General features: G+C 70.7%; 12 protein-coding genes and 1 pseudogene. 7 read left to right on the forward strand and 6 right to left on the reverse strand.

The annotated features are described in order from the left end of the window. Window positions 1–7 precede the first annotated feature (7 nt). Both A6A27_RS25465 and A6A27_RS25470 read left to right on the forward strand, forming a co-directional pair. On the forward strand, window positions 8–1,471 hold the full coding sequence (locus tag A6A27_RS25465; protein ID WP_073837178.1) for a dihydroorotase: 1,464 nt from the start codon (window positions 8–10) through the stop codon (window positions 1,469–1,471). 20 nt (window positions 1,472–1,491) lie between these two features. Further along, window positions 1,492–2,343, forward strand: coding sequence for an HpcH/HpaI aldolase/citrate lyase family protein (locus A6A27_RS25470; protein WP_241825449.1), 852 nt, complete (start codon window positions 1,492–1,494; stop codon window positions 2,341–2,343). 45 nt (window positions 2,344–2,388) lie between these two features. Here A6A27_RS25470 and A6A27_RS45140 read toward each other — a convergent pair whose 3' ends face one another. The 5 genes from A6A27_RS45140 to A6A27_RS25495 all read right to left on the reverse strand — a co-directional run bounded on the left by A6A27_RS45140 (window position 2,389) and on the right by A6A27_RS25495 (window position 5,761). Then, window positions 2,389–2,685 (reverse strand): hypothetical protein, encoded by a 297-nt coding sequence (locus tag A6A27_RS45140; RefSeq protein ID WP_073837180.1) that lies wholly within the window; start codon window positions 2,683–2,685, stop codon window positions 2,389–2,391. Beyond that, the gene (locus A6A27_RS25480; protein WP_198940443.1) at window positions 2,651–2,971 is read right to left on the reverse strand and encodes a hypothetical protein; all 321 of its coding nucleotides are present in this window, start codon (window positions 2,969–2,971) and stop codon (window positions 2,651–2,653) included. The genes A6A27_RS45140 and A6A27_RS25480 overlap by 35 nt, the downstream gene beginning before the upstream one ends. Window positions 2,972–3,019: 48 nt before the next feature. Continuing rightward, complete coding sequence (locus tag A6A27_RS25485) at window positions 3,020–3,517, reverse strand: YcxB family protein (protein ID WP_073837181.1); 498 nt, start codon at window positions 3,515–3,517, stop codon at window positions 3,020–3,022. Between the two features lie 211 nt (window positions 3,518–3,728). Then, window positions 3,729–4,442 (reverse strand): type 1 glutamine amidotransferase domain-containing protein, encoded by a 714-nt coding sequence (locus tag A6A27_RS25490; RefSeq protein WP_073837182.1) that lies wholly within the window; start codon window positions 4,440–4,442, stop codon window positions 3,729–3,731. Between the two features lie 107 nt (window positions 4,443–4,549). Continuing rightward, a complete protein-coding gene (locus A6A27_RS25495; RefSeq protein WP_241825450.1) occupies window positions 4,550–5,761 on the reverse strand; it encodes an MFS transporter in 1,212 nt (403 codons plus the stop codon). A 209-nt stretch (window positions 5,762–5,970) separates the two neighbouring features. Between A6A27_RS25495 and A6A27_RS25500 the strand changes: the two genes are divergently transcribed. Continuing rightward, window positions 5,971–6,435, forward strand: coding sequence for a MarR family winged helix-turn-helix transcriptional regulator (locus tag A6A27_RS25500; protein ID WP_073837184.1), 465 nt, complete (start codon window positions 5,971–5,973; stop codon window positions 6,433–6,435). 13 nt (window positions 6,436–6,448) lie between these two features. On the opposite strand, the gene A6A27_RS25505 is transcribed toward A6A27_RS25500, so the two are convergent. Then, a complete protein-coding gene (locus tag A6A27_RS25505) occupies window positions 6,449–7,453 on the reverse strand; it encodes an FAD-dependent oxidoreductase (RefSeq protein WP_241825451.1) in 1,005 nt (334 codons plus the stop codon). A 67-nt stretch (window positions 7,454–7,520) separates the two neighbouring features. On the opposite strand from A6A27_RS25505, the pseudogene A6A27_RS47590 reads away from it, so the two are divergent. The 4 genes and pseudogenes from A6A27_RS47590 to A6A27_RS25520 form a co-directional block, all read left to right on the forward strand. Beyond that, a pseudogene (locus tag A6A27_RS47590) lies at window positions 7,521–7,598 on the forward strand (hypothetical protein); the annotation flags it as partial. A gap of 67 nt (window positions 7,599–7,665) precedes the next feature. Continuing rightward, a complete protein-coding gene (locus A6A27_RS25510) occupies window positions 7,666–8,424 on the forward strand; it encodes a LysR substrate-binding domain-containing protein (RefSeq protein WP_443190001.1) in 759 nt (252 codons plus the stop codon). A 191-nt stretch (window positions 8,425–8,615) separates the two neighbouring features. After that, a complete protein-coding gene (locus A6A27_RS25515; protein ID WP_241825452.1) occupies window positions 8,616–9,800 on the forward strand; it encodes a peptidoglycan recognition protein family protein in 1,185 nt (394 codons plus the stop codon). A gap of 172 nt (window positions 9,801–9,972) precedes the next feature. Then, window positions 9,973–11,796: a glycoside hydrolase family 3 protein gene (locus tag A6A27_RS25520; RefSeq protein WP_198940445.1), complete on the forward strand. Its 1,824-nt coding sequence runs from the start codon at window positions 9,973–9,975 to the stop codon at window positions 11,794–11,796. Window positions 11,797–11,865: the final 69 nt, after the last annotated feature.

Here is an 11,865-nt window from a genome sequence, read left to right on the forward strand (position 1 = left end):
GCACCCCATGACTACCTTCGACCTGCTGCTGACCAACATCCGCGTCGTCCGGCACGACCGGCCCGAACCCGAGCTGCTGGACGTCGCTGTCACCGACGGCCGGGTCAGCCGAATCGCCCCACACATCGAGGCGAGCGAGGCCGCCCAGGTGGTCGACGGCGGGGGGCGGCTCGCGTTCCCCGGCGTGGTCGACGCCCACCAGCACTGGGGCATCTACAACCCGCTGGGCGAGGACACCGTGTCGGAGAGCCGCGCCTCGGTGCAGGGCGGCGTGACCACCGCACTGAACTACATGCGCACCGGGCAGTACTACCTCAACCGCGGCGGCCGGTACGACGACTTCTTCCCGGACGTCCTCGCCGCCGCCGAGGGGCGCTCCTACATCGACTACGGTTTCCACCTGGCCCCGATGATGCGCGAGCACATCAACGAGATCCCGCAGCTGGTGGCGGAGCACGGGGTCACCTCGTTCAAGATCTTCATGTTCTACGGCAGCCACGGGCTGCACGGCCGCTCCGCCGACCAGAACTCGTTCCTGATGATCCCGGAGGGCGAGCGGTACGACTACGCCCACTTCGAGTTCGTCATGCGGGGGGTGCAGGCGGCGCGGGAACGCTTCCCCGAGCTGGCCGACGACATCTCGCTGTCGCTGCACTGTGAGACCGCCGAGATCATGAGCGCCTACACCAGGCAGGTCGAGCAGGAGGGCAGGCTGCGAGGGCTGGAGGCCTATCACGCCTCCCGGCCACCGCACTCGGAGGGGCTTGCCGTGTCGATCGCGTCGTACCTGGCGCACGAGACCGGGCTGCCGAAGATCAACCTGCTGCACCTGTCCTCGTACAAGGCCGTCGACGCGGCGCTGCGAATGGCACAGGCGTTCCCGCACATCGACTTCCGCCGGGAGGTGACAATCGGGCACCTGCTCGCCGACATCAGCACCGCGCACGGGCTCGGCGGCAAGGTCAACCCGCCGCTGCGCCCCCGCGAGGACGTCGAGGCACTCTGGGAGTACGTCCTGGACGGCAAGATCGACTGGGTGGTCAGCGACCACGCCTGCTGCCGGGACGAGGTGAAGTTCGGCGAGCCGCGCGACGACATCTTCGTCGCGAAGTCCGGCTTCGGTGGCGCCGAGTACCTGCTGCCCGGCCTGGTCACCGAGGGCAGCCGGCGCGGCCTGTCGTACCAGCGGGTGGCCGAGCTGACCTCGTGGAACCCGGCGCGCCGCTTCGGTCTGCACCACAAGGGCGCGATCGCCGAGGGCTACGACGCGGACATCTGCCTGGTGGACCCGGACGTGACCTGGACGGTTCGGGCCGAGGACTCCGAGTCGACCCAGGAGTACACGCCGTTCGAGGGTTTCGAGCTGACCGCCAAGGTGACCGACACCTTCGTCCGCGGCGAGCACGTGCTCGTCGACGGCAAGGTCGCGGGCGAGCCGCACGGCCGATACATCTCCCGGCCGCAGCGGTAGGGAGGCGAGGAGTGCAGACGGTGGCGCGCAGTTACCTGTACGTGCCGGGCGACCGGGCGGACCTGCTGGACAAGGCTCCCGGGCGGGGCGCCGACGCGCTCGTACTCGACCTCGAGGACGCGGTGATCGCGGCCCGCAAGGAGCAGGCCCGTGAGACGGTCGGCGCGTTCCTCGCCGCCGCCCCGCAGACCGGGCCTGGCCTGTGGGTCAGGATCAACAGTGACCAGATCGAGGCGGACATCGCCGTCCTCTCCGCGGCGGCGGTGGGTATCTGGGTGCCCAAGGCCGAGCCGAACCTGCTCCATGAGGTCGACGCGGCGCTCACCCGGGCCGAGCGGCGGCTCGGCCCGGGTGCGCCGACCTTCCAGGTGGTGGCGCTGATCGAGACCGCCCGAGGGGTGCTTACCGCGGCGCAGGTGGCCGCCGCGCCACGCGTGCTCCGACTCGGCATCGGTGAGGCGGATCTGGCCGGTGAGCTCGGGTTGCAGCCGGGGGCGGACCGGGCGGAGTTCGGCCCAATCCGCTCGCAGGTCGTCGTCGCCTCGGCCGCAGCCGGGATCACCCCTCCCGTGGGGCCCGTCGAGACAACGCTGCGCGATGCGGCCCGGCTGGAGCAGACGACCCGGGCCCTGCTCCGGCAGGGCTTCCGGGCCCGCACCGCCATCCACCCCGGACAACTCGCGGTCATCAACGACGTGTTCACCCCCACCGCCGCCGAGTTGGCGTCCGCCCGGGCGGTCCTGGAGGCGATGGAGCGGGCAGAACGTCGTGGCTCCGGTGTGGCGACCGACGCCGACGGCCGACTGCTGGACCGGGCCGTGGTCCGCACCGCTGCCGAAGTGGTACGGCGGGCCGACGCGTCGGCCGGATAACTGGCGCGCGTCCCGCCCGGACCGGCACACGATCCGCTTGCTGCGTCATTTGGCCAGCCACCCATGCCGGCGATGCCCAATACCCTCGCACCGGTAGCGCCTGACCTCTTCGGTTGCGGTCTGGCCGTCGTGCCCCCGCTGGACGTGCCGGTCAAGCTGGTGACCAGTCTCGGCTTCGGCATCGACGCCTACGACGGCGTCAACCACGTGCGGGTGCTGGACAACCTCGCCACACTCGGCCGCGACGGCGGCCTGGAGGAGAACCTCACCGGACACGCCCGCGTTGAAGCGCGCTGGGCCAAGAAGGTCAGCCGTGTTCGCGGCCTGGTAGCGGATCACCACGAAGGAATGCCTCGTACGCCTGGCGGACGTCGTCATCGATCTCGGGCCGCATGCCGCTGTAGCGCGTGTCCGCGCGGTCGCGGTGTGGTCCGGAGATCCAATACTCCTCGTCGGTATCGACGTCGTAGAAGTTGGCGTCAGACATGCCGCGCCCGCGCCGGAGCGTCTTGCCATGCCAGTAAGCCGTCTGCCAGCTCTTGCTGAACCGCACGTGGCTGATCCACGCCGGCCCTTTGTCGGTGTCGTGGCCCGTCTTCAACTGAACGAACATCACGCGGTCTGGCACGGCGGACAGGATGCCAGTAGAGGACTCGCGACACAGCTCCAAATGAGTTCAGCGAGCCTGGAGCAGGCCGCGTTTGGCCATATAGGCTCGCAACGTCTCGGCGTCCTCGGCGGACATCAAGCGGCGTGGGATCACGGTCGCCGGCATCCGGCCGACGTACACGATCCAGAACTCAGGGGTGTCCCTTACCTGGGCCACCCCGTCCCAGGCGATGCCGCCGGACTCCGAGCCGCTGCGCATCATGATGTTGTCGTCGGTGATGTCGTAGGCGCCCTCGACGGCGTAGCGACTGGATCGGCGTCGGGCGCGCAACCGCACCCACGGCGAGTACAGCATCGACAGCAGGCCACCCACCACCATCGCCAAGCACAGCGGCGAGATCCGGTCGCCCCACGCGAACCCCCACGAGACGGCGAAACCGATCGCCCCGACCGCCGCCAGCACCGCGCCGATATAGCCGTACTTGCGCAGCCGAACACTGCTGAGCGCGGCGGCCACGCGGCCTGGGTAGTCGGGATCGGCTGGGACGTCAAAACGGATGTGCACGCCAGAACGATAGTGCCCCACCTGCGCCGGCAGTGCCTGACTCGCGCCCCGCTGGCCGGTGAGTAGGTCACCCCGGTCCGGTCTCCGGGCGGCGCCTGTGGACGCCGCTGCTGGCGTGGCGGTGCGGCCCGGGGCCCACGGGTTCTCCTTCGAGGGTGTCGCCGGCAGCCGCGGCGCGGCGGTGCGGCCGCGGCTGCCGGGGAGAGTGCGATCAGTTCCCGGTGGGGACGCCGAGCTTCTTGAGGACCCGCTGGGCGGTAGCGACGCTGGACTGTGGGTTCTGGCCGGTGACGAGGTTGTCGTCGACCACGACGGTGTTCGACCACGGCATACCCGTCTCGACCGTCGCCCCACGCTCGCGCAGCGTTGTCTCGACCCACCACGGGGTGGTGTCGCCGAGGCCGCCCTGGCGTTCCTCCTCGTCGGTGAACACGACCAGGCGGCGGCCGGCGAAGGTGAACGTGCCGTCCGGGCGGCGGGCGGCGAGCAGCGCCGCCGGCCCGTGGCAGAGGGCGGCGATGACCTGGCCGCGACCGTCGGCGTCGGTGAGCAGCCGCCCGAGATCGCTGTCGGTGGCGAGGTCGGCCATCGGGCCGTGCCCGCCCGGGATGTAGATGGCGTCGTAGGCGGAGGCGTCCACGTCGGCGATGGCGCGGGGGTTGGTCAGGTCGTAGGAGATGCTGGCGAGGTAGTCGCGGAAGGTGGCGGCGTCGGCGTCGCTGACTCCGCCGCGGGAGTCGAGGCTGATCGCGTCGACGGTTGGTGCGATGCCGCCGGGCGTGGCGATGTCGACCTCGGCACCGGCGTCGCGGAAGACCTTGTGCGAGGCGGCGAGTTCCTCGGCCCAGTACCCGGTCGGGTGGCTGGCGCCGTCGGCGAGGGTCAGGCGGTCGGCGCCGGTGACGATCATCAGGATCTTGGTCATGGCAGGCTCCTTGTCTGGGTGTGCGGGATCAGGTCGTGGTTCGTCGGGCGGAATGGGGTCTCGTGGCCATGCAGCTGGACGCCGGTGTCCAGGTGCATGGCTCGGTATCAGGCCCAGGTGCCGGCGGTGTTGACCGCGGCGGGCGTTGCCTCGCGGCGCACGGCGTGCCGAGTGGCGATCAGCAGGACCAGGAGGCCGGCGAAGCTGAGCGCGGCGCCGTCCCACAGCGTGGAGGTGTAGCCGAGTCCGGCGGTGATGGTCACGCCGCCGATCCAGGCGCCGAGGGCGTTACCGATGTTGAAGGCGGCGATGTTCGCGCCGGAGGCCAGCGTGGGCGCCTGCCCGGCGTACTGCATGATCCGCATCTGCAGGCCGGGCACGGTGGCGAAGCCGAACGCGCCCATGAGCGCCAGCGAGACGACGGTCATGATCTGGCTCGGCGCGGTGACGGCGAAGATGACCAGGACCGCGGTCAGTGCGGCGAGGACGGCGGTGAGCGTCGCGGGCACCGACCGGTCGGCGGCCTTGCCGCCGAGGGTGTTGCCGGCGAACAGGCCCACGCCGAACAGGACCAGCAGCCACGGGACGGTGGCGGCGGCGAAGCCGCTGACCTCGGTCAGGGTGTATGCGATGTAGGTGAACGCGCCGAACATGCCCCCGAAGCCGAGGACCGTGATCAGGAGCGAGAACCACACCTGCGGGTGGGCGAAGGCCTTGACTTCGTGGCGCAGCCCGCCGGTGCTGGCGGTGGCGGTCCGTGACGGGACCAGGGCGGCCATGCCGACCAGGGCGACGACGCCGATGGCGGCGATCGCCCAGAACGTGGATCGCCAGCCCAGTTGCTGGCCGAGGAACGTGCCGAACGGGACGCCGAGCACGTTGGCGGCGGTGAGCCCGGTGAACATCATGGCGATGGCGGCTGCCTGACGGGACGGTGCGACGAGGTTCGCCGCGACGACCGAGCCGATGCCGAAGAAGGCGCCGTGGCTCAGGGCTGCGAGGATGCGGCCGACCATCATCAGTTCGTACGTCCCGGCCAGCGCCGAGGCCAGGTTTCCGGCGACGAACAGGAGCATCAGCCCCGTCAGGACGTGCTTGCGGTTGAACCGGGTGACGGCGGCGGTGAGGCCGATCGCACCGACGGCGACGGACAGCGCGTAGCCGGAGATCAGCCACCCGGCGGCGGATTCGGTGACGGCGAAGTCGGTGGCGACCTCGGGCAGCAGGCCCATGATCACGAATTCGGTGAGGCCGATACCGAACCCACCGATCGCAAGAGCGAGCAGGCCCAGTGGCATCTTCTTCGGTTCAGCAGACATCAGTTCTCCCGTTGCGGACATGTAGCGCGCCTGCAACTACCGGCGTACGCAACTCAGATACTTGCGCACGCCTCATATCGGCGCAAGCGTGCCACTGGTCACATAGCTGGCGTCTGCAACAATCCGCGTACGCGGCTAGAATTGCTGCGACAGGGCTGGACCCGATCCGGACGGCCGGCGACAAACGGTGACAGCAAGGAGTGCAGGACGTGGGCATCCGCGACGACGCGGTCGAGATCCGCGCCCAGGGCTGGCGGACTCTCGCGGCCCTGCACGGCCTCATCGACACCGCCCTGGAGAAGGCTCTGCAGGCCGAGCACCACCTCTCGGTCGTCGAATACACCGTGCTCGACGCCTTGTCCCGCCAGGACGGCTGGCACATGCGCATGCAGCAACTCGCCCGCGCCGCCGCCCTCTCCGGCAGCGCCACCACCCGGCTGGTCAACCGGCTGGAGGACCGTGGCCTGCTCACCCGCATCCTGTGCCAGGACGACCGCCGCGGTATCTACACCGAACTCACCGAGCAGGGCTGGGCTCTGCTCAACCAGGCGCGCCCGACGCACGACGAGGTTCTCGCCACCGCGCTGGCGCAGGCCGAGAACCTTCCGGAGCTCGCACCGCTGGTGGACGCGCTGCACCAGCTACCGGCACAGGCGTCGCAAGCCCCCGCCTGATCGGGCGGATCGGTCAGCCGTCCAGGGCAAGGTCTGCCACCTCGGCGGCGGATCCCCAGGACAGGGTGACCCCCGCCCCGCCGTGGCCGTACGCGTGCACCAGCCGGCTGCCGGGTGGACCCGCCGGGTCCGGGTCCACCTCGACCCGGGGACCGCCGTGCCGGGCCGGCCGCAGCCCGATCCGCTCGCCGAGCACCGGCGCGTCGGCCAGCGCCGGCACCAGCGCGACACAGCGGCGCCGGATGGCCGCCGCCGTATCCGGATCGGGCGCGGTGTGCCCCACCCCCGGCTGGTATGTGCCGCCGAGCACCACGTCGTGCCGGCGCGGGTGCACGTACGTGATCCCGGCCGGGTCGTCCTCGTCTCGCACCGACACGGTCAGGCCCGGGTTCGCCACCAGCACCAGATGCCCGCGCACCGGGTGCACGGCCGGGTCGGCGGCGAGCTGGCCGGCGGCCAGCCCCGTCGCGTTGACCACCGTCGGCGCGATCTCGAACGCGTCGGCGAGCCGTCGCACCCGGCGGCGCAGCACCCGCCCGCCGCCGGCTTCCAGCCGCTGCCGTAGCCAGGCCAGGTACAGACTCATCTCGACCGCCGGCGCCGTGAACCGCAGCAGCGCCGTGTACGGCGGCCGCGCCGCCTCGGCCACCAGATCCCCGCACGCCTCCGCCCACCACGGCGGGCTGGCGTACGGATGGCGCAGCAGCATCCGGGTCGGCCGGTCGACCACCCCCGGCACGCCGTCCGCCGCCTGGCGGCCCAGTTCCGCATGCGTCTCCCGCGCCCAGCGCAGCACCCGCGGGTCCTGGTCGGTGTGGCTCGGGTACCAGACCGCGGCGGCCACCGTGGACACCGTGTCCGCCGGGTCGTCGGCGGCCAGCACGGTCACCCGCGCCCCTCGCTGTTGGAGGGCGACCGCCGCCGTCATCCCGATGACCCCGCCCCCGACCACCACCACGTCCGTCGCCGCCATCATCATCCGCTCCCGTCGCTCGTGCCGTTGGCCTCGGATCGTCACCGCCCCGACGTGCCGCCGTCCAAGACGGATCAGGTAGCCGGCGATAAGCGCCGCTTATGATCGGTCCATGGTCGACTCCCCGACCCTGGACGTCTGGTCGGACCTGCGGCGGCTGCGCTACTTCGCGGTGCTCGCCGAGGAGCTGCATTTCACCCGGGCCGCCGCCCGGCTGCACGTCGCACAGGCCCGCGCTCAGCCAGCAGATCCGCACCCTGGAACGTCAACTCGGCGTGTCGCTGGTACACCGCACCAGCCGGGGCTGCACGCTAACCGAGGTGGGGGCGCGGATCGCCGGCGAGGCCGCCCGACTGCTCGCCGAGGTGGATGCGGGCACCGCCCGCATCCGGGACCTGGTACGCGGGCGGGGCGGCCGGCTCCGGCTGGCGTACACCCGGTCGGCGCGTGGCGGCCGGGTCGACGCGCTGGTCGCTCGGTTCCGGGCCGCCCACCCGGACGTCGAGGTGATCCCGGAGACGGCCTGGACGGCGCCGAACGTGGCCGGCCTGCTCGCCGGCCGGCTCGACGCGGCGTTCGTCCGCCCGCCGGTCGACGAGCCCGCGCTGGTCTGCCGGACCGTCGACACCGAGGAACTGCTGCTTGCCGTGCCTGCGGGTCACGTCCTCGCCGCTGGTCGCCGTCGGATCAGCCGGGCCGAGGTGGTCGACCTGCCGGCCGTGATGTGGCCGCGCGAGAACGGCCCCGGCATGTTCGACCGCACGATCGCCCAGATCTGGCCGCACGGTGGCTTCAACCTTGTCCGACAGGAGCCGGACGACGAGCAACTGCTGCGGGCGGTGGCGCAGGGAGACGTGGTCGCGGCCGTCCCGGCCGGCCGCGCCCGCGCGCTGCGGCTGCGCGAGGTACGGCTGCGCCGGTTCACCGCCCCGGCACCCACTGTGGACGTGACCCAGTGCTGGCCCCGCGACAGCACGAACCCGGCCCTGCGCCGCTTCCTCGCACTGCTCGACTGAGGCCGGCGAGACGGCGGTAGCCGTCACGGTCGCTGGAGAAGCCGATTTCGGGTGCCGTGGCGCAGCAGCCGGCCGTTGACGCTTGGCCTGTTGAAAATTGCCAGGCGTTGCGGTGGAATAGTCGAAATATTTCACCATCGGTCTTCGCGGATGAAGGTGGCACCAGGCCGGCCCACCCACCGTTCGGCGAGGTGACCTCCTACAACAGTTGTCGTTGTTGTTCCACACCCTCACGGAGGCAGCGCATGTCAACTCATCGGCACGAGGTCGACCGTCGCACCCTGCTCAAGGCAGGTTTGGGTACTGGGATCGCGGCGATCGTCGGCACTGACCTGTTCGTGGCGGCGCCGGCGGGCGCCGCGCCCAGCGCCATGTTCCCCTGGATCATTGACTGCGACACATGGGGTGCGCGTCCGCCAAGGGGTACGATTCAGATTACCGGCAACACCACCAACAAGATCATCCTGCATCACATGGCATTCCCGAACGTCACGGACTACTCGCGCGACCACGCGATGCAACTGGCGCGGGACTGCCAGGACCTGCACATGGACGGCAACGGCTGGGTGGACACCGGACAGCACTTCACGGTCAGCCGTGGCGGCTACGTGCTGGAGGGCCGCCGCCGCAGCCTGGAGACGCTCGACGCGGGCGCACACCAGGTCAGCGCCGCACACTGCCCGGGCGAGAACGGGAACGCGATCGGGATCGAGAACGAGGGCACCTACATCACCGAGACGCCGCCGGACGCACTGCTCGACGCGCTGGTGAGGTTGTGCACCGCCGTGTGCCAGCAGTTCCGGCTGCAGCCATGGGACATCTTCGGCCACTGGGACTTCTACCCCACCCAGTGCCCGGGCATCGCCTTCTACCGGTTGTTCCCGATGGTGCGCTCGCGTGTCGCGGCAGCACTCGGTACACCACAGTCGGACATCCCCGCGCGCCGGTGGCCCGACATCTGGCGTTTCGTCGACGGCCCGGTGGTGCAGGTCGCGCAGTACCTGCTCGCGGATCTCGGGTACCCGCTGACTCCGAACGGCAACTTCGGCTACGACATGAATCCCGTCGTGGCCGACTTCCAAGCCAGCCACGGAATTCCGGTTGACCCGGACGCGACCTTCGACGCGGCCACCTGGGAAGCGCTTGTGCCGACACTCGAGAAGGACGCCAGCGGTCTTCCCGTCAACGCGGTGCAGTTCCTGCTCGGCCGCAAGGGGTACGACGACGTCACGTTGACCGGCGACTTCGACCACAACACCATGAAGGCGGTCCAGGACATGCAGCGCCTGCACGGCCTGGTACCCAATGGGAAGGTCGACGTGGACACCTGGTGCGCGATTGTCGGCGGCACAGTTCGTTCGGCCTTCCAGCACTGAACGCCGCCCGCTGACTGGTTGCAGGACGCTCCGGGCCCGATCGACGCAGGCGCTGGAGCGCTGACACGGGACCGGAGCTGACCGAACTCAACCAGCCGTCCCTGTAGCTAACCTTCTTGACGATATATCGACATGTAGCTAAGTTTCAGTCATTCGGACTGAGAGGTCGTCCATGAAGGCTCGACTCGTCACCGCGTTCGTTCTGATGGCCGCTCTGGCGACCACCGTCCTGCCGCTCCCCGTCCAGGCCTCCGCCGCGCCTGTGGACCCGCCCACCGCCGCCGAGCACGGCTGGGTCACCTCGACTTTGCGGCACATGAGCCTGGAGCAGAAGGTCGGCCAGCTCTTTTCCACCTACGTCTACGGCGCTGACGCCGCCGAGCCCACGGCCGCCGACCGGGCCGCCAACCGGGCCGCGTTCGGCGTCGAGACGCCGGCCGAGGTCATCGACCGGTTCCACCTCGGCGGCGTCATCTACTTCTCCTGGTCGCACAACCTGGACAGCCCCCGGCAGATCGCAACACTGTCCAACGGGCTCCAGCGGGCCGCCCTCGCTGACGGCGCCAAGAGTCGAGTGCCGCTGCTCATCTCCACGGATCAGGAACAGGGCGTAGTGCTGCGGATGCCGGCCCCCGCCGCGCAGTTCCCCGGGGCTATGGCCCTGGGCGCCGGGCGGTCGCCCGAGGCCGCGTACACGGCGGCGGAGATCACCGGACGGGAGCTGCGGGCCGTCGGCGTCCGCCAGCCCTACGCGCCGATCGCCGACGTCAACATCAACCCGGGCAACCCGGTGATCGGCGTACGGTCCTTCGGCGCCGACCCCGCCCTGGTGGCCGAGCTGACCGCCGCACAGGTCGGCGGCTTCCAGGACGGCGCTGGCGTGACCGCGGTGGCGAAACACTTCCCCGGCCACGGCGACACGGCGGACGACAGCCACACCGGCCTGCCGGTGATCGACCACAACCGGGCGGAGTGGGACCGGATCGACGCGCCGCCGTTCCGGCGGGCGATCGACGCGGGCGTCGAGTCGATCATGACCGCCCACATCGTGGTGCCCGCGCTCGACCCGTCCGGCGACCCCGCGACATTGTCGCCGGCGGTTCTCACCGGCGTGCTGCGCGGTGAACTGGGCTTCCGGGGAGTCATCGTCACCGACGCGCTGAACATGGCCGCCGTGCGCAAGAAGTACGGCGACGACCGGGTACCCGTGTTGGCGCTCAAGGCCGGCACCGACCAGCTCCTGATGCCGCCGGACCTCCAGCTGGCGCGGGATGCGGTGCTGCGGGCCGTCGCCACCGGCGAACTCACCGAGCGGCGCATCGACGAGTCAGTCCGGCGCATCCTCGCCATGAAGTACCGGCAAGGGCTGGCCGGGTCGCCGCTGGTCGATGTCGACGAGGCGGTACGGACGGTCGGCGCGCCCCAGCACATCGCCGCCGTCGCCCGGGTGACCGACGCGACCCTCACCGCGGTCCGTAACGACGCCGGGCTGCTGCCGCTGGCCCACGCGAACCGGTCGGTGCTGGTCACCGGTTGGAACAGTGCCGCCTTCGCGCCGATCGCGACGGTCGCGCACGGGTTCACCGCCCGCGGTGCGCGAGCCACCGCCCAGCCCGCGACCCTACCGTCGGACGCGCAGATCGCTGCGGCGGCCGCCCAGGCGGCGAACCACGATCTCACCGTCGTGCTGGTGAACAAGGCGTGGGACAACGTCGTCACGGACCCACGCGGCACCCAGCGGCGCCTCGTTACGGCGCTGGTCGACACCGGAAAGCCCGTGGTGGTGGCGGCGGTCCGGGATCCGTACGACATCGCGTACCTGCCGGATGTGACCACCTACGTGGCGACCTACTCATACACCGTGGCGGCGATGGACGCCCTCGTCCGCGCGCTGCACGGCGAACTGTCCCCGAGCGGGCGGCTGCCCGTCACGATCCCCACGTCCGAGGGCGTGGGGACCGTGCTCTACCCCTATGGCCACGGCCTGACCTGGTAGGAGGCGACGCATGCAGCGTAGGAATGTCCGCACCGGTGCGGTCGGTGTGGGGGCGCTTGGCGCTGGCGC

This window comes from Micromonospora sp. CB01531 (assembly GCF_001905095.1).
GTDB lineage: Bacteria > Actinomycetota > Actinomycetes > Mycobacteriales > Micromonosporaceae > Micromonospora.

What these genes read in the sequence shown, in the direction of transcription:
- A6A27_RS25465 (WP_073837178.1), top strand. Translation starts at nt 8, where the DNA reads ATGACTACCTTCGACCTGCTGCTGACCAACATCCGCGTCGTCCGGCAC.
- A6A27_RS25490 (WP_073837182.1), bottom strand. Translation starts at nt 4,442, where the DNA reads ATGACCAAGATCCTGATGATCGTCACCGGCGCCGACCGCCTGACCCTC.
- A6A27_RS25495 (WP_241825450.1), bottom strand. Translation starts at nt 5,761, where the DNA reads ATGTCTGCTGAACCGAAGAAGATGCCACTGGGCCTGCTCGCTCTTGCG.
- A6A27_RS25520 (WP_198940445.1), top strand. Translation starts at nt 9,973, where the DNA reads ATGAAGGCTCGACTCGTCACCGCGTTCGTTCTGATGGCCGCTCTGGCG.